Annotated in this window: 26 protein-coding genes and 1 pseudogene; 15 read left to right on the forward strand and 12 right to left on the reverse strand. The window is 66.2% G+C overall.

Going from position 1 to position 25,421, the window contains the following annotated elements:
* Nucleotides 1-96: 96 nt before the first annotated feature.
* Complete coding sequence (locus tag CXY76_RS07290) at nt 97-1,251, reverse strand: DUF1524 domain-containing protein (protein WP_233199626.1); 1,155 nt, start codon at nt 1,249-1,251, stop codon at nt 97-99.
* Nucleotides 1,252-1,460: 209 nt separating this feature from the next.
* Nucleotides 1,461-2,219: a nuclease-related domain-containing protein gene (locus CXY76_RS07295; RefSeq protein ID WP_158253856.1), complete on the reverse strand. Its 759-nt coding sequence runs from the start codon at nt 2,217-2,219 to the stop codon at nt 1,461-1,463.
* A 237-nt stretch (nt 2,220-2,456) separates the two neighbouring features.
* Here CXY76_RS07295 and CXY76_RS19220 point away from each other — a divergent pair, with 237 nt between their 5' ends.
* From CXY76_RS19220 to CXY76_RS07310, 3 genes are all read left to right on the forward strand, one after another.
* Nucleotides 2,457-3,002, forward strand: coding sequence for a hypothetical protein (locus CXY76_RS19220; protein ID WP_146073397.1), 546 nt, complete (start codon nt 2,457-2,459; stop codon nt 3,000-3,002).
* A gap of 227 nt (nt 3,003-3,229) precedes the next feature.
* Nucleotides 3,230-5,326, forward strand: a complete 2,097-nt coding sequence (locus tag CXY76_RS07305) for a nuclease-related domain-containing DEAD/DEAH box helicase (protein WP_104163580.1) — start codon at nt 3,230-3,232, stop codon at nt 5,324-5,326.
* Complete coding sequence (locus tag CXY76_RS07310; RefSeq protein ID WP_146073398.1) at nt 5,323-6,009, forward strand: hypothetical protein; 687 nt, start codon at nt 5,323-5,325, stop codon at nt 6,007-6,009. The genes CXY76_RS07305 and CXY76_RS07310 overlap by 4 nt, the downstream gene beginning before the upstream one ends.
* 30 nt (nt 6,010-6,039) lie before the next feature.
* On the opposite strand, the gene CXY76_RS07315 is transcribed toward CXY76_RS07310, so the two are convergent.
* Complete coding sequence (locus CXY76_RS07315; protein ID WP_233199627.1) at nt 6,040-6,594, reverse strand: potassium channel family protein; 555 nt, start codon at nt 6,592-6,594, stop codon at nt 6,040-6,042.
* Between the two features lie 343 nt (nt 6,595-6,937).
* On the reverse strand, nt 6,938-8,701 hold the full coding sequence (locus CXY76_RS07320; protein ID WP_233199628.1) for a hypothetical protein: 1,764 nt from the start codon (nt 8,699-8,701) through the stop codon (nt 6,938-6,940).
* On the opposite strand from CXY76_RS07320, the gene CXY76_RS07325 reads away from it, so the two are divergent.
* The 4 genes and pseudogenes from CXY76_RS07325 to CXY76_RS19775 form a co-directional block, all read left to right on the forward strand.
* On the forward strand, nt 8,682-9,299 hold the full coding sequence (locus tag CXY76_RS07325; protein ID WP_199190225.1) for a hypothetical protein: 618 nt from the start codon (nt 8,682-8,684) through the stop codon (nt 9,297-9,299). The genes CXY76_RS07320 and CXY76_RS07325 overlap by 20 nt on opposite strands.
* An 85-nt stretch (nt 9,300-9,384) precedes the next feature.
* On the forward strand, nt 9,385-10,506 hold the full coding sequence (locus CXY76_RS07330) for a hypothetical protein (protein ID WP_104163584.1): 1,122 nt from the start codon (nt 9,385-9,387) through the stop codon (nt 10,504-10,506).
* A 120-nt stretch (nt 10,507-10,626) separates the two neighbouring features.
* Nucleotides 10,627-10,995 (forward strand): HNH endonuclease, encoded by a 369-nt coding sequence (locus CXY76_RS07335; RefSeq protein WP_104163585.1) that lies wholly within the window; start codon nt 10,627-10,629, stop codon nt 10,993-10,995.
* 80 nt (nt 10,996-11,075) lie between these two features.
* Nucleotides 11,076-11,354 (forward strand): annotated as a pseudogene (locus tag CXY76_RS19775) (alpha/beta hydrolase); the annotation flags it as partial.
* Between the two features lie 171 nt (nt 11,355-11,525).
* On the opposite strand, the gene CXY76_RS07345 reads toward CXY76_RS19775, so the two are convergent.
* The gene (locus CXY76_RS07345; protein ID WP_158253857.1) at nt 11,526-12,020 is read right to left on the reverse strand and encodes a hypothetical protein; all 495 of its coding nucleotides are present in this window, start codon (nt 12,018-12,020) and stop codon (nt 11,526-11,528) included.
* Between the two features lie 188 nt (nt 12,021-12,208).
* Between CXY76_RS07345 and CXY76_RS07350 the strand changes: the two genes are divergently transcribed.
* Together CXY76_RS07350 and CXY76_RS07355 are read left to right on the forward strand one after the other, a co-directional pair.
* Nucleotides 12,209-12,955, forward strand: coding sequence for a hypothetical protein (locus CXY76_RS07350; protein ID WP_158253858.1), 747 nt, complete (start codon nt 12,209-12,211; stop codon nt 12,953-12,955).
* Nucleotides 12,956-13,458: 503 nt separating this feature from the next.
* Nucleotides 13,459-14,517 carry a magnesium and cobalt transport protein CorA gene (locus CXY76_RS07355; protein ID WP_104163588.1) on the forward strand — a complete coding sequence of 353 codons (1,059 nt, stop codon included), beginning with the start codon at nt 13,459-13,461 and terminating at the stop codon, nt 14,515-14,517.
* Nucleotides 14,518-14,534: 17 nt separating this feature from the next.
* On the opposite strand, the gene CXY76_RS07360 is transcribed toward CXY76_RS07355, so the two are convergent.
* The 3 genes from CXY76_RS07360 to CXY76_RS07370 form a co-directional block, all read right to left on the reverse strand.
* The gene (locus tag CXY76_RS07360; RefSeq protein WP_104163589.1) at nt 14,535-14,876 is read right to left on the reverse strand and encodes a hypothetical protein; all 342 of its coding nucleotides are present in this window, start codon (nt 14,874-14,876) and stop codon (nt 14,535-14,537) included.
* Between the two features lie 123 nt (nt 14,877-14,999).
* Entirely contained in the window at nt 15,000-15,872 is an 873-nt protein-coding gene (locus CXY76_RS07365) for a G5 domain-containing protein (RefSeq protein ID WP_104163590.1), read from the reverse strand.
* Between the two features lie 195 nt (nt 15,873-16,067).
* Nucleotides 16,068-16,481 carry a hypothetical protein gene (locus CXY76_RS07370; RefSeq protein WP_104163591.1) on the reverse strand — a complete coding sequence of 138 codons (414 nt, stop codon included), beginning with the start codon at nt 16,479-16,481 and terminating at the stop codon, nt 16,068-16,070.
* 392 nt (nt 16,482-16,873) lie between these two features.
* Here CXY76_RS07370 and CXY76_RS07375 point away from each other — a divergent pair, with 392 nt between their 5' ends.
* Nucleotides 16,874-17,158: an HNH endonuclease gene (locus CXY76_RS07375; RefSeq protein ID WP_369826102.1), complete on the forward strand. Its 285-nt coding sequence runs from the start codon at nt 16,874-16,876 to the stop codon at nt 17,156-17,158.
* 33 nt (nt 17,159-17,191) lie between these two features.
* Here CXY76_RS07375 and CXY76_RS07380 read toward each other — a convergent pair whose 3' ends face one another.
* Entirely contained in the window at nt 17,192-17,887 is a 696-nt protein-coding gene (locus CXY76_RS07380) for a YafY family protein (protein WP_104163593.1), read from the reverse strand.
* Between the two features lie 73 nt (nt 17,888-17,960).
* Here CXY76_RS07380 and CXY76_RS07385 point away from each other — a divergent pair, with 73 nt between their 5' ends.
* The 4 genes from CXY76_RS07385 (at nt 17,961) to CXY76_RS07400 (ending at nt 21,571) form a co-directional block, all read left to right on the forward strand.
* Nucleotides 17,961-18,701, forward strand: a complete 741-nt coding sequence (locus CXY76_RS07385) for an alpha/beta fold hydrolase (protein ID WP_104163594.1) — start codon at nt 17,961-17,963, stop codon at nt 18,699-18,701.
* 515 nt (nt 18,702-19,216) lie between these two features.
* A complete protein-coding gene (locus CXY76_RS07390) occupies nt 19,217-19,510 on the forward strand; it encodes a DUF4287 domain-containing protein (protein WP_104163595.1) in 294 nt (97 codons plus the stop codon).
* Nucleotides 19,511-19,735: 225 nt separating this feature from the next.
* Nucleotides 19,736-20,551 (forward strand): hypothetical protein, encoded by an 816-nt coding sequence (locus tag CXY76_RS07395; RefSeq protein WP_146073401.1) that lies wholly within the window; start codon nt 19,736-19,738, stop codon nt 20,549-20,551.
* Nucleotides 20,552-21,055: 504 nt separating this feature from the next.
* Nucleotides 21,056-21,571 carry a DUF1579 domain-containing protein gene (locus CXY76_RS07400; protein WP_104163597.1) on the forward strand — a complete coding sequence of 172 codons (516 nt, stop codon included), beginning with the start codon at nt 21,056-21,058 and terminating at the stop codon, nt 21,569-21,571.
* Nucleotides 21,572-21,596: 25 nt separating this feature from the next.
* Here the strand turns inward: CXY76_RS07400 and CXY76_RS07405 are convergent, their stop codons facing one another.
* Genes CXY76_RS07405 through CXY76_RS07415 form a run of 3 tightly spaced genes read right to left on the reverse strand, consistent with a single transcriptional unit; the run spans nt 21,597 to nt 24,410 of the window.
* Entirely contained in the window at nt 21,597-22,199 is a 603-nt protein-coding gene (locus tag CXY76_RS07405) for a DNA-binding response regulator (RefSeq protein ID WP_104163598.1), read from the reverse strand.
* Nucleotides 22,196-23,461 carry a sensor histidine kinase gene (locus CXY76_RS07410; protein ID WP_104163599.1) on the reverse strand — a complete coding sequence of 422 codons (1,266 nt, stop codon included), beginning with the start codon at nt 23,459-23,461 and terminating at the stop codon, nt 22,196-22,198. The genes CXY76_RS07405 and CXY76_RS07410 overlap by 4 nt, the downstream gene beginning before the upstream one ends.
* Before the next feature lie 4 nt (nt 23,462-23,465).
* Entirely contained in the window at nt 23,466-24,410 is a 945-nt protein-coding gene (locus CXY76_RS07415; RefSeq protein ID WP_104163600.1) for an alpha/beta fold hydrolase, read from the reverse strand.
* A gap of 401 nt (nt 24,411-24,811) precedes the next feature.
* Here CXY76_RS07415 and CXY76_RS07420 point away from each other — a divergent pair, with 401 nt between their 5' ends.
* Nucleotides 24,812-25,339 carry a hypothetical protein gene (locus CXY76_RS07420; RefSeq protein WP_146073402.1) on the forward strand — a complete coding sequence of 176 codons (528 nt, stop codon included), beginning with the start codon at nt 24,812-24,814 and terminating at the stop codon, nt 25,337-25,339.
* The last annotated feature ends 82 nt before the right edge of the window (nt 25,340-25,421 follow it).

The raw sequence follows: 25,421 nt of genomic DNA on the forward strand, positions 1-25,421 counted from the left end.
CAAAACCGGCTCATGTTTCCGAGCTGCGCCGACGGCGCCTCTCGGACGGATGCGGCAGGGCCTCGCCCACCGCATCCGTCGCGAACGGATGCCCGCTTAGGTGTCGCAGCCGATCCCGTCTTTGTCCCGGTCCAGCTTGCTGCTGTAACCCGGCGTTCCCTCGTAGATCGGTGCAGCCCCGGCAGCACGCACGGCGTCACAGTTTTCGTAGTAAACCGCCGGTGCGACGGGCTCGGGGGCAGGTGCCGGAGCAACGGGTTCAGGAGCCGGCGCCTCGGGTGCGGGTTCTGGTTCCGGCTGCACCACCGGCGCGGCCACGGGTTCGGGCGCGACCACGACGGGCGGTGCGGGCAGCGGAGCGAACGATGAGGTGACCGCCATTTCGCCACTGCAGGAGTTGAGAACGTTAGCGATCGCGTCGTGCTCGGCCTGGGTGACCCACAGCCCATAGGTCGCTTTCACCGACACCTGGCGAGCGACATAGCCACAACGGAACGACTTGTTCGACGGCAGCCAGGTGGCGGTGTCACCGTCGCCCTTCTGGGCGTTCGAGCGGCCATCCACGGCGAGCAGGTTGATCGGGTCGTTGGCCAGCGACACACGCTGCGCCTGAGTCAGCTGCTGAGCGCCGGTCTGCCACGCGTTCGACAGGGCGACAACGTGGTCGATCTGCACGAGTGCGGAGGTGTCCTGCCCGCGCACGAACGCAACGCTGGCGGCGGTGAACGGGGACACCAAACTCCCTGAAAGCACCTTGCAAGCACCTGCCTTGGTAATGCCCGTCAGGTCGCGAGAGAGGATGTCGTTGCGGGTGTCGCATCCGTTGCGGTCGACGTCGAGCCACGCCGTGCCGAACATCCCGCTGCGGTCGTAGCCGGTTTTCGCCGCCTTGCCCTTAACCGGCACGGTCGCCAGCAGCGCCAGCGCCGTCGTATTCGTCACACCGGTGTCGGCGACAACGACCGCCGCATCCTCATCGGGCGCGACAACGGTTGCGGGGTCGATCGGCGATTCCTCGGTGAATGATGCAGTGGGTGTCGGCGTCGGCGTGGCGCTCGGCTTCGAACTGGCTGTCGGGCTCGCAGACGGCGACTCCGCGGAAACCCCCTCGGGCGCTCCGCTAGCCGCGCCGACGATTCCACCGGACATGACTGCGACCAGACTCGCTGCAAGGGCAATCGCGCCGATCTTGCGCGTCGGAATCAAGGCCCAGGACCGCCGTCCGGTCACGACCACGTACAACGCGGTCACGACTCCGGCGAGGCCGAGGAAGATGAGAACGCCGGAGACTCCGCTCGAGGTGCCCCCAAGGATCAACACGAGGAGCACGACTGCGCCGACAATCCAGGTGCTCAGAGTGGGCTTGAACCCACCGGGCCGTCGCGGCGGTTTGGGGGGTCGTGTCGATGCGGGCATTGAGTCCTTTCGGGGAGGCCGATATGGCCGGGAGTGAGCGGTTGCTAGGTGCGGTTCGTCATCGCGGTGAGGAATGCGATGACGACGGCAGATCCCGCCAGCCAGCGCAGTCCCGCGATGACACGCCGCTGCAAGTCCGCAGCCCGAACGACGCCGTCCAACTCGATGAACCTCGCCATCAGGTTGTCCATCGGCGGCAGCAGCGGTTTCGGCCACGTCCCCGGGTCTTGGATGATCGCGGAAAGCTCGGCAAGCTGCGGCCCGGTCAGCACCGTCGGGCGTTTCTGGAGCCACTGGGTCAGCTGCCGTGCGCTGAGTACCGTGGTCTGTTCCGGCTTCGCATTGATCCTCAGTTGTCTGGGCTCGAGGATCGCCACGACGGGCAACACCGCGGGCAGCTCCGGCATCCGCTGCCGCAACAGGGTGGTCACGCGCTTGGCTTCGAAGTCGGCGTTGCGGATGTGTGGCTGCTTGTGCCCAGACACCAGCAGGGTCTGACCACCCACCCACACGTTCTTGCCCGAGTGGTTCTTCGTGTTGATCGTGATGATGCCGCCCGGGCCGATCACGAGGTGATCGATGTCGGCGCCCTTCTTACCGATCGGCAAGGCATGGAAGACGGCCCAGTCGCTGGGCAGGGTGGCCAGCATCCGACCCACCGCGATCTCCCCCAGTGCACCGCGGTACCACGCGACGCTGTCGGGCTTCAACGGTGAATTGCCGCGGAGGCGGCCCAGCCAGGTGCGCTCCGGCGTGCCCTCCTGCTGGCGCAGAAGCGCCTCGATCACGGATTGTGCGGCCACTTGGTGGCGCGCTGCTGTTCCCACGTTTGACATGAATCCCCCAGTACTGAATCCAACCTACTGGCTCGGCTGCCTCGCTTTAAGCCCCCAGAACAGGACATTTACATTCACGGGCGCGTGTCGCCGACGAGCGAGACGGATGCAGCGCGACTCCCCTGACTTGGGGTGTCAAAAGCAGAGGGTGGCACCTGCTGACGCCGATATTCTCGAAATATAAAGACGCCATACAGGGGGAACATGTCGAACAACGCAGCCGAAACAGGCCCGACAGAATCACAGCCAGCCAGCACCACCCCGAGTTCAACGGGTGGCGGTGAATCACTGACCCACAAGTGGAGGGTCCCGGCGATCACTGGAACTGCAGGTCTAGTCCTTGGCGTCATTCTTGGTATCGCTGTTACCGGGATCCTCGGTGGACTGGCGGAAGACCGCGAGCGAGAAGCAAGCGCGTCAGCCGCCAACGAGGCAGCAGCTGCGTCAAGGACAATATTGCCCGAGGCGGTCAGCCTGTGTGCGGCTGATAAAGAATTCGCTGTGGAGGGCGACCATGGTTTGTCGCTAACCATCGACAACAAGGGCGATGAAGACTATCTGGGCGGGCTCTCCACGAAAGCGATGATGTGTATTTTCGATCGCCTGGAGGCGCCGACCGCTGTGATCGCCCATATGCAGCAGACAACGTCCATGGACGGTCGCCAGACGGAGGCGTGGGACAACATCGAAGTGTCCTGGTCCTACCACCCTGATCGAGGCATGGACTCAGTCGTAACGGTCGCCGAATAGGGAGCCTTCTTCGCATCAGAGGTTGTTGACGAACAGTCCGACTGGGCTCCAGCCAGACACGTTCTTGCGCCGCCCGGGTGCGCGCCTGCGACGGCAGGGAATCCGTTAAGTGACGGCACTCGCTCACAACACCAATTTCAATTGCGCTACGCCCGGGTCGCTGGTATCTGTGCCCGCGCGTCGCAGACCTGCCGATAAACTCAGCGCATATCTAGGTTGGGGGACGGATGTCTGCAGGTGGATCCGCATGGACTGAGGCGACACGCCAACTGGCGCTCGCAGACGCCCACGCACTCAAAGCTGAGTCTTCGCGGGCGAAGGCAGCCAACTACTTCGCTGCGGCCGACAGCGAGAAGCGCATCGCCCACGTGCTCGCTCCCCTGGCCGCAGCCGGCTACCACTTCCTACCCGACCGCCAGTGGCCCGGCAGCCGTCGCGCTCAGGTCGACATGGTCGTCGTCGGTCCCGGCGGCCTGTTCATCGTGGACACCAAAGCGTGGAAAGATCCGGTCATCGCCGCCGGCCGGGTGTTTCGCGGCCAGGCCGACGTCACCGACGAATTCGACGGCCTGGCCGACCTTGCCTGGAAGACCGAGGCCGCGCTGGCCGAGATCGGCCTCGCCCCGGGCGAGGTACGCCCCGTGGTCGTCTTCGCCGGACACAAGGGCGTCAACGCGTCAGTTGGCGGGGTCGAGATCGTCGGCGAAGGCGACATCGTGCGCCACATCGCCCGCCGCGGGCAGCGCCTCACCGCCTCCGCCGTCGAGCTGGTCCTGGCCGCCGCGATCAAGCACTTCCCGCTGATCGGCGCGCCGGCTTCGCTCGACGTCACCCTGCCCGAACCGATCATCGGCCCGGAACCCGCCCTCGATCTGGACCACCTACCTACAGAGAGCGACATCGAAGCCGCCATCCTCGAGGGGCTCCTCGCCCCGCCGATCGAGGAGTGGATGACCTTCCTGCACCCCGACCAGGCCAAGTTGGTGCGCCGCAGTTTCAACGGTCCCTCCCGCATCCGTGGGGCGGCCGGGACCGGCAAGACCGTCGTGGGGCTGCACCGCGCGGCCTACCTGGCCCGGTCGCAGGCGGATGCGCGCGTGCTGGTGACCACCTTCGTGCGCACCCTGCCCGACGTGCTCAACAATCTGCTCGGGCGCATGGCGCCGGATGTCGCCGACCGGGTGGAGTTCACCGGTGTACACCAGTTCGCCCGCAAGGTGCTCGACGAGCGCGGCATCGACGTGCAGGTGAAGCCCAAGTTGGCCGATCAGGCCTTCGAGGAGGCCTGGAAGGCGACCTCCGGGCCGCTCGTTACTATCGACACGAACTCCCGCTACTGGCGGGAGGAGCTCGACCACGTGATCAAGGGCCGTGGCCTCACCACTTTCGAGGAGTACGCCGACTGCGCCCGCATCGGCCGGCGCCGCCGCCTCACCCTCGACCAGCGCCGCTCGGTATGGGCGCTCTACCAGCGCTACGAATCGTTCCTGCGCACCCGCGAGGTGCACGACTTCGCTGATCTGATCCTGCTCGCCGAGGCGGCGCTGCGCGCCACCCCGATGGTCGGTTACACCGCGGTGATCGTGGACGAGGCGCAGGACCTGTCCTGCGCGATGATCCGCATGCTCGCCTCCGTTGCCGGTGACGGTGCGGATGCGTTCACCCTGATCGGCGACGGCCAACAGACCATCTACCCCGGCGGGTACACCCTCGCCGAAGCGGGCCTCTCGGTCCACGGCCGCGGTGTGATCATGGACGTCAACTACCGCAACACCGCGGAGATCCTCGCCCTCGCGTCCCACGTGGTCGGCGATGCCAGCTACGTCGACATCGAGGGCGCCAGCACCAACGCCACCGCGATCACCTCGCCGCGCCACGGCGAACGCCCCCTCTTCGCCCGGGCCCGCACCCGAACCGAGCACGACGGCAAACTCGTGCAGCAGATTCGTCGGGCCACGCAGAGTGTCAGCGTGGGCTGGGGCGACGTGGGCGTGCTCTGCTCCACCACCTGGCAGGTGCGTGACGCGGTCATGCTGCTCCGCACCGCAGGCATCCCTGTGGTCGAACTCACCGACTACGACGGCTCCATCACTGATGCCGTGAAGGTCGGCACGATCAAGCGGGCCAAGGGCTTGGAGTTCAAGCAGGTGCTGCTGCCCTGGGTCGCCGAGCGCCTGATGTCCCCGGTCATCACCGGCGCGGAGTGGACCGATTCCCAGATCGAACGCGACGAGCGCGACCGGCGCGAATTGTTCGTCGGCGTCACCCGGGCCCGCGACGGGGTGTGGGTCGGATGCATTGCGGCGCAGGCGCCGGCGGCGTGATTTCGCGTCGCGCCTCCAAATCGAAGCCCGAGGACCAGTTTCGGTGTGCGCTGGTGCCGGATTCGGCCGACGCTCGGATCTTCGTCGAACTGAGCGGATACGCGAACGCCGATCTCACCCCGGCATTGAACGCTCTGGAATCAGCGATTCGCCTTGAAAATACCGGCGACCCAGACGTGCACGCTCGCTATCTCATCGAGTACGCCGTCGTGGCGTACTGCCGCGCGTTCTTCCAGTCCAATGTGCGGGGGCGGCTGACCGACCATCTGGAGATCCCCGCCGAGTTCGCGACGCTGCATGACGAAGTGTGCGCGTTCCGTAACACGACCGTGGCGCACTCCCAGAGCGAATTGTCGACGACCTGGCCGGTACTGCTGATCGACCAGAGCGGTGAACCTTACGTTCGGGACCTGCTGGGGGCGAACTACTCACAAACGCTGCCGCTCCCCCGAGTCAAGGCGCTCGTGACGCTCATCGAGGTGTTGGTTGACGAGATTGACACCCTCCTCGCGCCAGTGCGTGCACGGCTGCTAGCGGCCGCACGCTCCCTGCCGGTCCCTGCTCCCGCTCACACGATGCCTGGCATCCATCATGAGCTTGACGACACATTTAATCCGCGCACGAAACGCACGCCCTACCCGTTCACGCAGACCATCTACGTGCACGCGGAGCCGGTCGAATAAGGGCGCCACCACGCCCGTCACTCTTCAACCTCAGGGCGCTTTGCTGTCCAGGGTTTCCTGAAGCTGCTCGATTTGGTGACTTAGCGCCCGGATCTCACCGCAGGTCGCGACCCGGGCGTCTTCTTCCTGCTTCGCCACCTGTTCCACGATCCAGGACGCCAGCGTCACAGTCACCACTCCAAGAAGCGCGACTCCGCCGAGCATGAGCCCACCCGCGATCAGCCGGCCCATCGCCGTAACCGGGGCGAAGTCGCCGTACCCCACGGTGGTGATCGACACGAACGCCCACCACGGCGCATCCCAGAAGGTCGTTATCGATGATCCGTCCGCTGATCGCTCGGCATCCAGCACGGCGAGCGAGGCCACGAAGACGAGCAGGGTGGATGCCCCGATCACGTACATCACCGCCCTCTCACGGAACGCCGCGCCAGCCGTCCTCTGGAGCACACTCAGCAAAGTGACTAGACGCAGCAGGCGAAGTGGCCGGAGCAGTGGCAGCACCACGACCAGGAGATCGAAGATTTGCCCGCGGAACCACGCCCAGCGCTTAGGCGCTAGAAGGAGGTTCACGGCGTAGTCCAGCACGAAGGCCGCCCAGGTGGCCGTGATAATGAGTTCCGCTGCTGCGGCGGCCGTTCCGCTCAGGTCACCGATGATCTCAGGCGTAAGCCACGAGGGACACGTGATTCTTTGCCAACGTTCTTGATTCGAACTCTAAATGTTCGGTTTCGCCGCGTGCACGGTCGGATTCCTGAGTTCCTAGCGAGTCGCGTTTCGACGTCCCTATCCGGCATGGTTGTTCTGTTCCCGAGGTTACGGCTCGATGCGACTGCCTTTCAGCCCACCGATACGCCGAGGCAATCCGAAGCAGACTCGTCACCAAAGCAGACAACCTTGATGATTGGTCTCTGAGACAGGTCGTCCTTGTTCACAGTTTCCAATTCCCTGGTACGGACCTCGCGTAATCGCCCACCCCGATCGCTTCAAAATGTCGCTTGGCCGACTTGAGTTTGGCGAGTTCGGTTGGGCGGAGCTTTGAGTCGTCGAGTGCGCTCTTAGTCTCACGGATCATGTAGACCCGGTCTTCGCCGTCCTCCTGCTTGATGATCGCCCAGTCCGGGTTGTACGGGCCGACAGGCGTGTCGATCTTGAACTTGGCCGGAAGCTTCATGAAGAGCTTGACGTCCTCGCGCGAGTCGAGCAGCGCCGCAAATTGCCGTTCGACGTCGGAGTCGAAGACGACATAGTCGAAGTCAGTCTTCTGCGTGTTGTGCACTTTGTACATCTGATCAAGGAAGCGTTCCTTCTCCTCCTCGCCGTCCTTTTGGAGCTCGCGAAGCTCGTATACCGAGCCTGCGATCTTCTCGTACTGGACTCCCTCAACCACGATCTTGGCCAGCTCGCTCTTTACAATCCGCTTGGCCATCGCGATGAAGTCGTTTGGATTCCCGATGAACTCGCCCAAGCGCCCACTTCCGAGCAGGATGTCGACGATGGTTTTTCGCGTGAGGGAAGTCGCTTCTTGTAGTTCCGTGATGATGTCGGGCAGGTCGTAGCTTCCCTTCAGGTCGGCCGATCGGGTGCCAAGTTCTTCGCCCTTCGCCCCACCACGAAGCACTTTCACTCCTGCCCGCGTCACCTGGATACGCAGGGCATCGATGTCCGGAGCATCCTTGATCGCCACGATTGCATTCTCAATGATCTCGTCACGGTTTACCCGCACACGGTAAGTAGTCTTACCGCTGATCGCCTCCCAGAACTCCTCAAACCCTGGTGTCGTATAAAGCTGCTTATTGAGCTTCCGCTCTTGGCGTCTGCTGACCAGCTTGAGGTACTTCCCGATGTTGGCGCGCCCCACCATCTCGATGACGAACGTCTCCGCCCAGATGAAGTCGACGGGCATATGGAGGCTGAAGCCGATCGTGTTCGGTTGGAACTTCGACGTAACCGCTCCCTCTTTGTCGATGAACCCCTTGGCACGTAGGTGATTCCAGACCTCGACGGACCTCGTATAGCCAAACTGGTCGTCTGTTAGAGCACCAGTCGCGTCCTGCAGAGGAATCTTGGAGAACTCAGTCAGCCTCACACGGCCGATCTCTACGCCGGCATCCTTGTATTCCTTCTGAAGGCTGTTCGCGAACGCCTGATATGACTCATTCGCGACAACCGTAAGCGTCGCCACGCCGCGATCGGCTACGCGCGTGTACCCTTCAGCGGTCTTCGCCACGGGGAGCCGTAGACCGCGTCCAAGGGTCTGGCGGCGCTCGGTCTCAGCGCCCATCTCTCGAAGTGTGCAGATCTGGAACACGTTTGGGTTGTCCCAACCCTCTCGTAGCGCTGAGTGGCTGAAAATGAACCGAACGGGCTCCGATTCGTCGAGCAATCGTCCCTTGTCATGCATGATGAGTTCGTAAGCATCGTCATCGGCCTTGGTCGCACCGGAAGAGTCCTGGAACGCCGTAGTGTTACCGCGCTTGATCTGCGAGAAGTATGCTCGGCGAAGCTCACTCGGCGTCTGTGGGAGAAGCTCCTGGTAGAGCGTGGACTTGGCACGCTCCTCGATAAAGACCTCGTCAAACCACCGTGCGAAGTCGCCGTTCGCGTCCTCGTTCGTCGTGCCATCGCCCAGATAGCTGACAACCCTGTCAACAAAGAAAAGGCTGAGCACCTTGATGCCCTTGGCCCGGAGCATCGATTCCTGCGGCTTCTGCGCTGTACGGCTGAGCACGCGCCTGCCGCACATCCTGTTGCGCGCCCAGGACGGCCCGGGCGATCGGTTCACACTGGTGGACCTGCCCGCCAGCAGCCAGCGGCTCTCCCTCGAGGGTGACTTCGACGACTACTTCACCCTGTACTGCCCCGAGAAGTACGAGCGGGATGCGCTGTACCTCTTTACCCCGGATGTGATGGCGCGCCTGATCGACCGGGTGCGCGGGTTCGATGTGGAGATCATCGACGACTGGCTGTTTCTGGTGAGCAGCCGCGACGTGGTGACCCTCGATCCGGACGCCTGGCAGGGACTCTACGACGCGGTCGGCGCGCTGAGCGACAAGATCGGCCGCTGGGAGCGCTGGCGCGACGACCGGATGCCCGCGGAGCCGCCCGTGACATCGAGCACGGATGCCGGTGCGGGCGCGGTCAAGCTGAAACCTGCCCCGAGATCCGGGCGGGTGGCCAAGCGCGGCCGACGGCTACGGATGCGCCTGGGCGTGGGTACGTGGATCGGGCTGGTCGCCTTCGCACTGCTGATGGTCGGCGGTGTGATCTCGATGTTCCACCAGGGCGGATAACTAGGCGGGCGGCCGCATCCGTTGCCAGAGCGCTAGTCTCGGGTAGGCCAATCGTGGCCAAGCGAAGCACACGTGGGGTGGACGGATGCAGACAACGGAATACAGCACGACGAGCCTGGACACCTCGGCGCTCACCGACCGGGTGAAGCGCAGGGACGTGCGGAAGTTCTACCGGGCATTCGCGGCGCGGTACCAGTCGGTGCGCAACCCGGACATGATCATACGGCGAGCGACCATGTTCATGGGTATCGGCTGCGCCCCCATCGGAGTCTTCGCCCTGGCCTACGCCGCGGCGGAGGTGGCGAGAGGAGGCGCACCGGCCGCCGATATCGTCGCGCCGGCGGGTGTCGGCGTTCTGATGCTGAGCACCGGAATCATGCTGGCGTGGTTCTTCGTGCGCACGTTCAAGCGCCGGGACACCCCCAAGCGGCATTACCGGTTGGCCCGGTTTGCCGCCGCCAATGGCCTGAGCTACAAGCCCGGGCCGGTCTCCGGCAAGCACCTGAAACCGTGGGCCCGGCGAGGCTATCTCAGGCTCACGCGGGTGATGCGGCCCGCATCGCAGCGCACGATCGAGTTCGCCAACTACGAGCTGCGGGTTGACACGCTGCGCAGCCCCAACGCCCAGTTCGGTGGCTTCTGCGCCATGCAACTGCGCACGAGCCTGCCGCACATTCTGTTGCGCGCTCAGCACGGCCCGTTCGCATTCGCGGCACTGCCCGACGGCGCGCAGCGGCTCTCCCTCGAGGGCGACTTCGACGACCACTTCACCCTGTACTGCCCCGAGGAGTACGAGCGGGATGCGCTGTACCTCTTCACCCCGGATGTGATGGCGCGCCTGATCGATAGAGTGCGCGGATTCGATGTGGAGATCGTCGACGATTGGCTGTTGCTGGTCAGCAGCCGCGACGTGGTGACCCTCGACCCAGAATTTTGGCAGGCACTGTACGATGCCGTGGGCGCTCTGAGCGACAAGATCGACCGGTGGGAGCGCTGGCGCGACGACCGGCTGCCGGCTTTGCCGCCGGTTGTTGTTACTGCCGTGGACACTGGCGCGGGCTGGGTCGGGTCGAAGCATGCCGCGCCGGCGGGGCAGGTGGCCAAGCGCGGCCGACGGCTACGGATGCGTCTGGGCTGGGGTGAGCGGATCGGGCTGCTCGGCTTCGCACTGGTGCTGATCGGCGGGGTGATCGCGCTGTCGCTTTAGGGTTGCTTCACGCCGGTATCGACTGGGGGTGGCGGCGGGCGCCGACTATGAACCTGAGAGCGCAGGGCGGTGCCGGCCTCGTCAGAGGCGTTGCGACCACGGTCGGAGTACCGTTTAGTCGTGCCTCCTCGCCGCAAGTTCTCAGCCGCTTCACCCGCAGCACGTGCGCGCTACGCCAAGCGACGACAGGGGCGGCTCGCCCGCGTGGACAACGACCTCACCGCCTCGGAGTGGGCCGACCTCCTCGCCGCCTGGGGAGGGTGCGCCTATTGCCAGGCAGCGAGCCCGGCCCTGCAACGTGACTGCATCATGCCGATCTCCCGGGGTGGCCGGTATACCCTCGAGAACGTGGTGCCCGCCTGCCCGTCCTGCAACGCGAGCAAACACAACAACGAAGTCACCGGATGGCTCCGCCGCAAGAAACTCGACGAGCGCACGTTCCTGGTGCGGTACGCCACAATCCTGCCGACTCTTCTGCACTCTGACTAGGGCCGCCCTGGGCGCCCGGCCCGAGTCGCGGCTTCGCTGCACCCTGTGTGGCTGGATGATCCCGCTAGAGGGGGCGCATTCTCGTGCTCGACCGGCACCCTGAGCTGGTGCATCGGGTGGTCTGGGTCGACTCCGGCCCGGTGGCTGCGGGAACCATCTACGCCCCCGACCTCCCGGAGGAGGTGGAGGAGCTCCCGCTGCCGCCCTTCGACGTGCTCGCCCAGCAGGCGAGCCTCGACGGCCTGAGCCCTGAGGTCCTCGAGCGTTTCCGGGCCCGGGCGGTGCCCGAGCCCGGCCCCGTGCTTCGCCAGCGCGTCGACCTCACGAACGATGCCGGGCGCACGGTGCCAACCACCCTGGGGCTTCGCTGCACCTCGTATGGCTGGATGCGCCAGCTATAGGTGGCGCATCCAGCAATAGAGGGCGCATCCAGCCACAAGGGGTGCATCGAGCTATAAAGGGCTCATCTAGCCACAAATGGATCGCAACCGACCCGAGGCCCTGCTCATGGCCCTTCGGGACAACCTCGCTCAACCGTTCAAGTCGAGCTCCATCCCCACGCCCCGCGCCCGGGCCTCACGCACCAGCAGATCCGCGATCGCGAGGTCCTGTGCGCAGATGCCCACCGAGTCGAAGAGCGTGATCTGCTCCGCGCTGGCGCGACCGGGACGGATGCCCGCGAGCACCTGGCCGACGGTGCCGACCACATCCTGCAGGGTGAGTGCGCCCTCCCCCACGGCCAGCATGAGGTCACCCGACTGGGTCTCGGCCGTGGCCATGTCGTCGACCCACACCGAGGAACGGGCCATGGTCGTCGCGTCGACCTCGCGTTCGTCGGGCCGGGGGCGGGCGCCCACGACGTTGAGGTGCTGGCCGGGGCGGAGCCATTTTCCGCGGATGATCGGGGTGACGGACGGGGTGAGCGTGCAAATCGCATCCGCTGCGGAAAAGACCGACGCGCACTCCTCCACCACCTCGATCGCGCCGTCCCAGTCGAGTGAATCAGCGAAGGCCCTCGCGCGCACCAGCTTGACCGCGGCGGTGCCGCGAGCTCATTGCGGTGGTGGGCACGCGCAGCTGAGATCTGCGGGCGCGAGCTGCGCGCGATCCTGCGCAGCCATGAGGACTCGCTTCAGGTATGACCTTCAGGGGTGAATGCCCTCTGGCCGATAGAGTGAGCGATTCGTAACAAGTGCGGTTGAGGGGATGACTCATGTTCGGATTTGGGCGGAAGAAGAACACGTCACCGGAGGGTGGCGCCGAGTCACCGGTCGGTGATGACACGAGTTCGGAGCTGGCAGCTGTTATCGCGGCCAGGGATGCTGCGTGGTCGTCTGTCGGGACGGTCGATCCCTACGTCGTCGCCCACTTGATCAACCCTGCGTTTATGGGAGGCCCGCAGTGGCCGGGTCTTCGACAGGCCTTTAGAAAAATCACCCGCGCAGACGGTTTGGCGATCGTGGCCTCCGATGGACTCGCCGACCCCGATCTCGATGACCCTGCGGCCGGCCCTGGACTGGGCGCGGAGGTGTACTTCTGCTCGACCCTGTTCGCGGACACCCCGGTGAGCGATCTGGGTCGCCTGTGGCCGTTCGAGATCGTGTATGAGGTAGCGCAGAACATCGCATCCATGCGTGTCGAACTCGGCCCACAGTTGGAGCGCTACGGGGCCCTGTCGCTGAGCCTGCCCGGAAGCTCGGCACCCGCGGACTGGCTCGATGAGGATGGAACCCTCGGGGTGCTCCTCGGCCTTCCCGTGGACGACGTTCCGGTGAGCGTCGACGTCCCGAATGGCACGGTTCACCTTGTGGGCATTTCGCCCCTTCGGCCGGCCGAACTCTCCTACATCCTCGCGGAAGGGGCCGAGGCTCGCCGCGACGTGGCCGAGCGCCTGACTCGACTGCCCACATCGGTGCGCGCGTCACCCGACCGGCCCAGCGTGGTGCCCGATCTGACGTGAGCTGGACGGGCGTCGGTACCGGCGTTGTGGCGGTCGTTCTAGAGTCGCCGACACCTACGGCGCGATGGCACGCTGGCTGTTGCTGCTCAACCGGCCGTTGACGGTGTTGGCTCCACCCGAACTGCGTGCGGCGTTTGCCGAGGTCGCCGCCGCGGCCGGCCGGGTCCCTGACGGCGCGTGACCCACAGGGTCGCCCAGCGGGTGCGCTGCGGGGCACACCGTCGTTCGTTGCCAGGTGGTACGGTATCCGAGGCCCAGGCAGGGCCACGACATACTTCGATCGAAGGCGGGTGAGCGGCCATGGCTGGTGATAGTCCGCGCTCCACTCCCTTCGCGGGTGTCGTTTTCGCCCTGACTGTCTAGGTCGGGCGTCGCGCCGGGAGTGGCGCGCTTCCTAACCTCCATCACGAGGTGGCCTTCGGTGTGCCGTCGATTCCTGACGCGCCCCGAGCCTCCTCAGGCTTGCTTACGCGCTCTCGTCGACCGAACGACGGAGTAGGACCATGGCACTCATCGACAACGGCATCTACGTGACCGGGCAGCGCACCTCCAGCCCGCAGAGCCTCGACGAGACGTACCAGCAGTTGCGCGAGTGCGCGGGGATGGCCTGGATCGGCTTGTACCGGCCCGATGCGGACGAGATCCGCGGCGTCGCCGACGAATTTTCGCTGCATCCGCTGGCCGTCGAAGACGCCCTCAAGGGCCACCAGCGGGCCAAGCTGGAACGGTTCGGCGACACCCTCTTCGTGGTGCTGCGGCCGGCCTGGTACCTCGACGCCGAGGAACGGGTGGAGTTCGGCGAGGTGAACGTGTTCATCGGGCCGGGCTTCGTGGTGACCGTGCGGCACGCCGAGAACCCCGACCTGGCCAACGTGCGCCGACGGATGGAGTCGAACCCGGCACTGCTCGCGCTGGGGCCCGAGGCGGTGCTGCACGCGGTGCTCGACGAGGTCGTCGACGCGTACGCGCCGGTGGTCGCCGGGCTGGAGAACGACATCGATGAGATCGAGAACCAGCTTTTCGGCGGCGACCCGTCGGTGTCTCGGCGCATCTACGAGCTGCTCAGTGAGGTGATCGACTTCCAGCGCGCCACCGGCCCGCTGCGCGGCATGCTCGAGGGGCTGCTGCGCGGCTCGGCGAAGTACCAGGTGGATGTGGAGTTGCAGAGCTCGTTCCGGGACGTGCTGGACCATGTGTTGCGGGTCACCGAGCAGGCCGCCTCATTTAGGGCGCTGCTGGAGAACGCGCTCACCGTGCACGCCACCCTGGTGACGCAGCAGCAGAACGACGAGATGCGCCGGCTCTCGGAGGCCGGCCTGGCGCAGAACGAGGAGACCCGGCGGTTGTCGGAGGTGGGCCTGGCGCAGAACGAGGAGGTGAAGAAGATCTCGTCCTGGGCGGCGATCCTGTTCGCGCCGACGCTGGTGGGCACCATCTACGGGATGAACTTCGACAGTATGCCGGAGCTGCACTGGGAGTTCGGGTACCCGGTGGCGGTGGCGGCGATGGGGCTGATGGGGTTGGGGCTGTGGGGGATTTTCAAGCGGCGGAAGTGGTTGTAGCGGGCGGCCGCGCCGCTTTAGCGCTTGAGCGTAGCCCGCACCATGGTTGGGAGAATGCCGACGAGGAAGATTGCCGCCGCGATTAGGAGCCCAATCGGGAGCATCGACGTCAAGGGCGCAAAGGATGCCTCATAGCTCGCAGGCATACCGGGTGCATTGATCGCGGAGTCACGCAAGATGCTGCCAAGGGCGAATGCTCCAAGCGGAAAGGCTATGCCTATGAAAAGAAGGCCGAAGCGCCGACGCAACAGTCCCACGTAGATCAGTCCGATAGAGAGAGCGCCGATTATAGGCAGCATGAATATCAGAATGAACATCCCCGCCATACCGCTGAGCATTGGTGCGAAGCTATCCGCCATCGTTGTTCCACTCCCCCGTAGCCGGCGACCTCATGGGATCGGGACGACAGCGCATCTTCCCAGCCGCAGGCACCCGTCGCCAGGCCCATTTCGGGGAGCGACCCAGCCCTTGGCGGGGCTGCTCTAGGCGTCGCACGCGATCCCGTCGCCGTCACGGTCGAGGTCGTAGACGTCCGATCCAACGATGCGCAGCGGGCCGTCGACGTACGCCGGTCCGTTGCCGCTCCCGCCGGCGCAGTCCACGTCGGACGCGATCGGCACGCAGACGTCCGCGTAGTTGGAGTCACAGCCGTTGCTTTCCGGTGCTGGCTCCGCTGCGACCACAGGCTCGGGCACGCGTGTGCCGATTGATGTGACTTCGTCAACGGGCGGCAGGGTTGTCTCTTCGCGTGCGATTGATCGCGAGACCTCCACACCGTCGATGTACTTGACGAGGTAAGTGGTCACCTTCTCGCCGTTGCCGCCACCGACGGTTACGGCGGATGTGCCCACATCGATGGAGTCGTCATCCACGGTGACGGCAGCAAAGGGAATGGCAGTCGCTTCCTGGACCTCGGCCTCAGTGGCGACAGCCGTCGGGGTGGGAGACGGAGTCGCGGTGCGTTTGGGCTTCGGATCGGGGCTCGCGGTCGCCGGAGTCACATTGGACGCGTCCGAGATGAGACTGGCTTGGGGCGTTTCCCCCTGTTGAACGACGGCGTTGGCACCGGATCCGAGCACCAAGACGAAGAGGCCCACAAGCACCGCGAGCGCGCCAGCCCAGCGGGAACGAAGCTTCGTTCGGGGCACTGAGCCTTTGACCAGAGCCACGATACCAAGAACGATCCCGACGAGTCCCAGGATCGCCACGAGAGCCCAAAAGATCCCTGCCACCGCCGTGACAATCACCACCAGAAGGATCACCGCGGCGATGATCCAGCGGGTACGGGTGGGGATGCGGCCATCCGGTCCGCGAAGCGGGGCGAGCCATCCACTTACCGCGGGCTGCTGCGTCATCGGGCAACTGCCTTCAGGGTGTGAGCAGTGGCGAAGCAGGGTGCAGTGCGGTGGGCCATGGGTTTCCTCTGACAGGCCGCGAGCGCAGCATCCACAAGCTAGCAGTGCACGGCAGCCGAAGGAGGCTCGTCAAATAGCGGTGCAGACCCCAGTTCGGGGCGACTGTCGGCGACTTGGCAATCTGCTGAGGCACTCCTACAAGTTCGCCATACCCGCGGCGATGAGGCTGATGCCCACCGTGAGCAGCGCCACCGCGAGCACGGCGGCTCCCACCCAAAGGAGGGCGATCGCCCGCCCGGGCTTCTCCACGTCGTGCCCGAGCACGGAGAGGAAGAAGCCGCCCGGAATGAGGAGGGCACTGACCAGGACGCCGACCGCCGCCCAGACCCAGACTCCCCCGACGCCCGCGGCGTCTTGCAACAGAACGCACACCAGCCCCAGGATCACCAGTACCCCGGCGTGGGCGTGCCCGGCTCGGAAGAACGTCTTTTGCAGCGGGGTGAACTCCGACCCGGCGGTGGTGATCTTAAGCAGGAAAGTACCGCCGGACATGACACCGATGACGGTGAGAATGGTCACACCTACGACGATGGTAAGTACTGGTTCCATGAGGACTCCTCCGCGAGTCTGAATGCCACATCCGCTGGATGGTTGCACCACACGATGCCCTCAGGATGACTCGGTGGCGGCCATTGAACAAGCCGCTTCCGACTCCAGCCGCATCTCGGCCAGCTACGACAACGGCGTGCTGTCCGTGCATCCCGGTGTGCGAGAAGGCCAAGCCGCGCAAGATCCAGGTCACGTCGGCAGCGCAGTCCGACGAGGCCGTCCTGTCGTCGCTCGCCGACCGCGGCTTCTAACATTCCGAGGCGACCCAACGCAGGGATGACCGCGCGCGGCCGGAGTACCGTTGAGTCGTGCCCCCTCGCCGCAAGTTCTCAACCGTTTCACCCGCAGCACGTGCGCGCTACGCGAAGCGACGGCAAGGGCGGCTCGCCCGCGTGGACAATGATCTCACCGCCTCAGAGTGGGCCGACCTCCTCGCCGCCTGGGGAGGGTGTGCCTATTGCCAAGCAGAGAGCCCGGCCCTGCAGCGTGACTGCATCATGCCGATTTCTCGTGGTGGCCGGTACACCCTCGAGAACGTGGTTCCGGCCTGCCCGTCCTGCAACGCGAGCAAACACAACAGCGAAGTCACCGGATGGCTCCGCCGCAAGAAACTCGACGAGCGCACGTTCCTGCTCCGGTACGCGACAATCCTGCCGACTCTCCGCCCTGCAGATTAGGGCTGCCAACGCTCCTCAGGGCTCCCTCTTCGCTCAGCCCCGATCGTGCACCGGTCTGGCGTTCGCCGGGGGTTCTCCGACCTCATGGATGGTGTGGCCGCCGCAGGCCGTTTTGGTTACGCTGGCCCGCTCGATGCGCGACAACATGAACCATCGCATTGCGTCGCGCAGTCGGCACCATCCGACCAGGTACCACTGGCCGTTCGTGGAGGCGAAGAGCACGGGTTCGACGTCGCGTGCGGTCGTGGTCCCGTCTCCCGATGTGTAGCGAAGACGGAGTACTCGCTGCTCGGCCATCGCCTCCTCCAGCGCCGATCGGATTGCTCTTGATGAGGAGGGCGGCGTGTTGACCCAGACTCGGCTGGCCAGGTCGTCGGCTCGTCCTCGGGTTCGGGGATCGAGGACGTCCAGGATCTTCTGGACACCGGCTGCGGCCAGATCGGCGTAGGGGGCATCGGACGCAGCGGACACGGCAGCCATGAGCGCCACGGCCTGCGCCGGGGACAGGCTGACCGGCGGCAGCGACGCGCCCACGGCCATCCCGTAGCCACCGCCCGGACCTGGGCGCGACCAGAGCGGCGCGCCGCTGCTCTCCAGCGCCGCGAGGTCTCTCTTGACTGTGCGCACGGACACTTCGAACTCTCGCGCCAGCCGCTCGGCGGAGCAACCCCGCGATCCGTTGCGGCGTAGCATCTCGGACAACGCATGGAGTCGTTCTGTTCGCTTCACCGTTCAGCCCGCAGTAAATTCATGACACAAATAGTGACACACACCTGCCCGTAGCGCCTACGAAGGTAGTGACATGACAACTACAACGAGCAGTCCCACCATCATTCTCATCGCCGGCCACTGGCTGGGCGCCTGGTCGTGGGATGAAGTCCTCGAACACCTGAAAACCGACCACTCTCGGGCAATCGCGATCACTCTGCCCGGTCTCGACGGGGACGATCCTGAGCGTGCGGCGAAGACTCTCGACGATCAAGCCGCAGCGATCCTGGACGTCATCGCTCGACTCAGGGAGTCCGAGGATCAGCCCGCGATCATCGTCGCTCACAGTGGGGCAAACGCCCCCGTCAGCCTCGTCCTTGACCGGCACCCTGAGCTTGTCCATCGGGTGGTGTGGGTCGACTCCGGCCCGGTGGCGCCGGGCAGCGTCTACGCCCCCGACCTCCCGAAGGGGGTGGAGGAGCTTCCGCTGCCACCCTTCGACGTCCTCGCACAGCAGGCGAGCCTCGAAGGCCTGAGCCCAGAGGTCCTCGAGCGTTTTCGGGCCCGGGCGGTGCCTGAACCCGGCCCCGTGCTTCGCCAGCCCGTCGAGCTCACGAACGACGCCCGGCGCACGGCGCGAACCACCCTGGTGTGCTGCTCGATCCCGAGCGCCCAGATGCTGGAGCTGGCCCGAGCAGGCCATGCCATGTTCGCCGAGGTCGCGAAGCTCGAGCACCTCGACGTCATTGACCTCCCAACGGGCCATTGGCCTATGTGGAGCCGTCCCGCCGACCTCGCCAAGGTCATTCTGTCGGCGGCTTCTCGAACCGACTGAACAACGTGCCCGGTCGGTACAACTAATAGCCGTGGTGGGCGCTCGCGCTGGTGGCGAAGGCTCGCGAGAGCGGTCTTGTGGTTGCCTCAACGGATTGAGGTGACCACAGGGCCGCTTTCGCGTGTCTGCGGACGGACTCCGCTCGGGCGAACAGTGGATTCTCGCCGCGGGTCGCCTCTTCGGGGCAACGGATGCCGGGCGGCGCATCCGTGCCCCTCGATTGGCGAGGTATGCGGGTGCGGCGCCGTTGCGCGGGTCGCGCGCCAGGGCCATTTCGAGGTAGGCGGGCAACGCGCCGCTAGGCGGGTGGCGCGCCAGGCGCATACCGGCGCGTGACCCGCGCAACGCGAATCGGGCAGAGGGATGCCGGTGGGGCTGACAGCAGAGGCTGCCTCCGGTGGATGCACCAGACTCGGATTTCCCAGGTGACCGCTGAATCCACTCCCCTCGATTGACAGCTGATCGGCGGCTAAGGTTCTAACGAAACGGCACCGACGGCTCGGAAGGGAATAGCAATGTCGTACCAGGCCTACCTCGACGCGATCGAAACGAAGACGGGCAAGACACCACAGGAGTTGCTCGACGAAGCCAGCGCCCGCGGCTTCGATTCGACAACGAAGGCCGGCGAGGTGGTCGACTGGCTCCGTGACGACTACGGCGTTGGACGCGGGCACGCCATGGCGCTCTATGGAGTTTTGAAAAACGGCGCAGACGGCGCGGTCCCCGACAAGCATGTGGGCGCGTCCGGCAGCCACCGGGACGAGACCTCGACGCTGCGACTCGACGGCCTCGCCAAGCGCGAGAGCTGAATCACGCCGAGCCGCTGCACTGCCGGCGGCCGACCCTAGCCGAAGTCTCGCTGATCTCGGCCTGCTGGGCGGTTCAGTCGAGGCCGTTGGCCGAGCCACAAGCTGTGCATGCAACCTCGATAGGATCATTCGTGGCGGCCGTTCCGGGCGGAGCGGCGGATCGCCACGGGGAGATATAAGGGGGAACGCGTCTGGTTTCCGGGCGCGGGCATACACATGCAGACTTTGAACAAGAAAACCTTGCTGGCCGCCACCACGTTGGCGGCGGCGACAGCTCTGCTGCTGGCGGGCTGCTCCTCCACGCCGACTGGCGATGGCGTCGACAACAACGCGGCCGGTGACGGAGCGCCATCGGCCAAGGTGTTCGAGTTCCAGACTCCCGCCTACGGCTCCGAAGGAGAGCTGACCATTCGCATTCCTAAGGCTCTGCTCGAGGCTGCCGGATCCGATGCCGATGGGCTGCTGGTGGGCGAGGTGAAGGCCAAGGCACGCGAGTTGGACTCGTCGAAGGCGTGTGCTTTCGACCTGGAGATCGAGTATCGGGGTGATGGCCTCGACGCGCTGAACCGACCGGCACTGACGAAAAAGGAATACTCCGCCCAGGGCGAGGCGGACCTCGAGGCGACGTTGATGCGACAGTTCGGCGTCAAGACGGTTGAAGAAGCCGAGGCGAGTGCCCCGGGAGGCGCCGCGGAGGTGGAAGAGATCGTCGGAAACCTGGAGCAGGCGCCGTACGTGGCCATGCCGGCCTGGGCGCCGCTTGATGCAAAGCCGATCGACGATCTCGACGCCGCCGACCCCGAGCTGGGCAGGTACGTCTCCGACGATGCCAAGACCCTGACGTTTGTGCAGTCCTGTGCCAGCGATGCGCTCGACGACGGCAGTTCGGACGAGTTCGACTTCCCCATCGAGTCCGATGGCACAATCGACACGTTCGCATCGGTCGAGATGAACGTCATGAAGAGTGGCACGCTCACCGTCATCGAAGCCGAGGTCTCTGACTACGAGCTGGACTCGAACGGCGACTGGATCGGCGCCTAATACCGGATTTCCTCGCGGCCCAGGATCAGCGGGTCTCACTTCGAACGCCGTCTCAACCAGCGCACCGCTGCCGAGACGGCGTTTGCCGTGTACCGACATGGCCAAGATCTCGGCCGAGCCCCGCATCCCGGTTAGCCGCGGCACGAGTCCAATGCCTCGCGCCGATTCCCCTAGGTGGCGAGGCCGCCGCTGACCCAGGTTCTCAGATCGCCCTTCTCGGTTTCGTCGAATTCCATCCGGGCGCCTCCGCACAACGCCTCGACATTCGCGGCTCGAGTTGGCGGCTGCTGGCCAACAGTGATTGACGCGAGAGACATGGTCGAAGTGTGTCAGACGACCACGCACTGGATACAGGTCCCCAACTGGGGAGCGGATCGCCCGGAACCGGTCCGACGGTCGCACACACAACTGGCCCTAGTGATAGCCCGCCCTGGCTGGGAACGTTGTCTCCATCGAGCATCCGCTCGTCGCAACCGGCGATCGTGCAGTCGTGCTGCTCGGGTTGTGTGCCACCGACCGAAGGAACCGCTCATCTACTCCAACGTTTCGCACCCCGCGCCGACCGATTTCGACTTCATCATCGGCGACTGGACCGTTCACCACGAACGCCTGGACGGGATCTTCGCCGGCGCCGACACCTGGACGGGGTTCAAGGGGCTCTCCTCCACGAGCAAGATCCTCGGCGGCCACGGCAACCTCGAAGACAACCTGCTCAAGCACCCGTCAGGCGACTTTCATGCGGTGGCACTGCGCTCCTACTCCGTCGACGACGATGAGTGGAGCATCTGGTGGCTGGACGGCCGCAACCCGACCCAGCTCGATACGCCGGTGCGCGGGGCGTTCAGGGACGGCATCGGCACGTTCGTGGCGGCCGATGTGCTGAACGGTGTGCCCGTGCGGGTTCGGTTCATCTGGGACGCCACGGGTGAGCATCCGGCGTGGGAACAGGCCTTCTCGAACGACGAGGGTGCGACCTGGGAGACGAACTGGCGGATGACGTTCACGGCCGTTCAGTACTGAGCTCACGACCCTCGGGGCGCGCTTGCTAGATCCAGCCACGTTCCCACGCGGTGGCCGCGGCCGCGATGCGCGAGTCGGCCGCGAGCTTCGCCATCGCGGCGGAGATGTGGTTGCGCACGGTGCCGTGCGCGAGGCCGAGCTGTTTGGCGATGTGCCGGGTGGGCAGTCCGTCCCGGGCCAGCCGGAGCACGTCCACCTCGCGAGCGGTGAGCGGGTTCTCCTCCTCGGTGAGTGCCGCGGTGGCCAGGCGCGCGTCGATGTACCGCTCGCCGGCGGCGACCGAGCGGATGATCGTGGCCAGCTCCGACGCGGGGGTGGACTTGGGCACGAAGCCGCGCACCCGGGCCGCGAGGGCCCGTTTCAGCGTGCCCGGCCGGGCGTGCCGGGTGACGATGATCACCTGGGTGTCCACGAGGCGCAGCAGCCGCTGGGCGGCATCGATCCCGTCGAGCCGGGGCATCTCCAGGTCGAGCAGCATGATCGCCGGGCGGTGCGCGATCGCCGCGGCCACCGCCTCCTCGCCGTCGGCGACGTCCGCCACGACCTCGAGGTCGGGTTCGAGGGAGAGCAACGCCACCAGGGCACCGCGGATGAGCTCCTCATCATCGGCGATCACCACCCGGATCATCGGCCGGCCACCCGGGACACCGGGGCCGGCGGGTGCGGGTCGGCAGGTGCTCCATCGGCGGGCAGGGGCGCATCCGCCGGGTCGGGCGTTGCGCCCGTCGTGGGCACCCGCACCACGAGCGTGAAGGTGTCGTCGGTGCGGGTCGTCTGCACCGTGCCGTGCTGCGCCGCGACGCGGTGCGCCAGGCCGGCCAGGCCCGTTCCGCCGCGACGCACCGCGCCGGCCGCGTTGTTGCTCACCGTCAACCGGTACTCCCCTGTGTCAGCGAGCACGAGCTCGATCGTGGCGTCGGTGGCCCGGCTGTGCCGCAGCACGTTGGTGGCCGCCTCCCTAATAGCGACCGCGAACACGGCTCCGATCGCGGTGGGCATGCCCGGGGTCTCGATGTGCGCCTCACAACGGATGCCCGCCGAGCGCAGCACCGCCGCCGCGTTCCGCACCTCCACCGCCACGGTGACCGTGCGGTAGTCGTTCACCACCGCGCGGGTGTCGTCCAGGGCCGCTTGCGCGATCACCCGGATGTCGGCGATTTCGCGGGCGGCCTGCTCGGGCCGGGTGGCGAGCAGTCGTTCGGCCAGTTCGCTCTTCAGCGCGATCACCTGCAGGTTGTGGCCCTGGATGTCGTGCAGGTCGGTGGCGAACCGGAGTCGCTCCTTCGCCACCGCGAGCTCGGCCGCGGTCTGCCGGGCATTTTCGAGCCGCAGCACCACCTGCAAGGCCCAGACCGCACTCAACGGCATGACAGTGAACAGGGCCAGGGTGCCGAGCACGATGAGATCGGCTGTGTCATCGGCGCCGGCCGGGGCGGCGGCCGGTGAGGTGAGGATGCCGATCAGGCCGCCGGCGCCGATGACCGCGTAGGTGCCGAGCACCACCGCGGCCTTCCACCATCCGCCCACCAGGCAGCTGAGCACCCCGCCGGCCAGCGCGAACAGGAACGCCCAGCCCCAGCCCGCAAACGGCGCCGGCACGGCCAGCAACCACGCCGCGCCGGCCGTGCCGAGCAGGGCGAGCACGAGCGGATGCGTGGGCGCGGCCTCCCCCGACACCCGCAGCAACAGCGGGATCGCGGCGAGTGCCGCGGCAACCGCGCCCAGTGTGAGGAGCGCGAGGAGGATCATCCGCGGGGTCAGGGGCAGGTTGACCCCCAGCAGCAGCTGCACGAAACCGCCGACGAGCACCACCAGTCCCAGCGTCAGCATGGTGGATTGGCGCATCATCCGAAGGTCGGCGGTGGGCGCGGCCTGCTCGGTGGGCGTCATGGTCTCAGCGTATCGACAGCGCCGCGAGGAACGCCGTGGTGTCCGCGGCGATCTCGGGCGAGAGGGTGTGGTGCAGGTAGTGGTCGCCCGTGAGCTCGATCGCCTGGCCGGTGGCGACGCTCGCGGCCTGCTGCTCGTGCAGGGCCACCCAGCCGGCCACGTCGGTGTCGTTCTCCCGCACGAAGAGCAACACCGGCAGCTCGGCGGGGAACGTCTGCCCGCTGACCGCGGCGAAGTTGGCGGCGGTGTTCTCCATCTCGTTGATCAGAGTCGGAGCCGCCGCGTTCTTGCTGCTGAGCAGCTTCATCTGGCTCACGGTCTGCTCGTCGAAGGACAGGCCCGCGTACGGGTCGGGCGCCAGGCCGGTCAGGGCCCGGGTGATGCCGAGGCTGCTCAGGGACGCGATCAGCCCCGCCGGGATCGGCTCGTCCGCGCCGGGCTGATCGGGCACACTGCTGTCGATGCCGACGAACGCGATGAGTTCATCGGCGTAGGCGGCGCTGTAGGTGAGGGCGTAGATGCCAGCGATGGAGTGGCCCATCAGCACATACCGATCCACGCCCAGGTACTGCAGCGCCTCGTGCACCTCCCGGGTGATGTTCGCGGCGGTGCGCTCGGTGTCGGTGGGGTCGCTCAGGCCGGTGCCGAACGGTTCGACGGCCACGACCCGGTAGGTGTCGTCGAGTTCGTCGATCAGGGGCTGGAAGTCGAGGCCGGGCGCCGCGGTGCCGAGCCCGGGCAGCAGCACGATGGTCTGGTCGCCGTCGCCGCTGAGCACCACGTTCATCTCTTTGCCGTCGACGGGCACCCGCTGCCCGTAATCGGTGATCGAGGCGGCCTCGGCGCTCGTGGCGACGACGTTGACCACGGCGGTCGTGGCGACGAGCAGCACCGGAATCGCCACGAGCACGCCGAGGGTGGTCAGGGCGATGCGCAGGGGTTTCTTCATGGTGACTCGTCTCAATTGGGCCGGGCGGTGGATCGCTCCGGCGGTGTGAGACCAGCCAATCAAGCCCGGGCGGCGGCCGGAAGTGCCCGGGTGTCACTGCCGACCGTGACACCTGTCACGGTCCTGTGCGCTCCCTGCTGGAGCAGGTCACTCGGGTTAGGGCGCGTTCAAGCGGCTCGTGGTCCCCCGAACTCGGGGAACCTCGCCCGGCGACGCAACTCCGTGGCTGATACCTTTCAGCGGCACGCGACGCAGGCGCGGCTGGTGCCCGCTGCGTTGGCTGAGGATTCGGCCGGGGTCGTCGCCTGAGCACGGGCTTCCCCCGCCCTACACTTGGGCTCCGGGGCGGCGTGAGCGGCGGCATCCGGAGCTGATCGATCAGCGTGATGGAGGGGAATCTCGTGGGCGACCAACGAATTGAAGACGTGGCGGAGACGCATCCGCCGATTGCGGGCCCGGACGATGTAGCCGCGGCGACACGACGGCCGTGGGCCACCCCGTGGGTGTGGGTGCTGGCATTCATGCCCTGGGTGATCGCGGCCGGCGTTGTTCTGACTGTCGGCGCGCTCCTGTCATCGGCGCTGTCGATCCGCGTTGGTTATCCGGACTGGATCTGGGTGCTGCTGTTGCTCGTGCCGTATCTGCTGACCGTGGTCGTGGCCGGGCTGGATGCGGGGCAGCTGCGCGCCTGGCAACATCCGACGGTGGCACCGTGGGCGTGGGCGTGGCTGGGGGCTCCGGTGTACCTGGTGGCGCGCTCCTTCGCGTTGCAGCCACGCGCCCGGCACGGCCTGCGGCCGATGTGGGTGGGCCTGGTCAATGCGGCGGTCGCGACCTTAGCGGTGGTGGTCGGGTTCACGGTGATAGCGGTGCTGGCGACCTGGTTCCTGGCGTTGTTGGCCGACTCGATGGGCGCGAACCGGTACTAGAGCGAAAGCTACACTCGGCCCGGCCGGTCGGGTGATGCGCTCACTCCCCGCGCCACGCGCAGGACCCTCGCGGGCGGGGCCC

Source organism: Cryobacterium sp. N22 (assembly GCF_002929555.1).
Lineage (GTDB): Bacteria > Actinomycetota > Actinomycetes > Actinomycetales > Microbacteriaceae > Cryobacterium.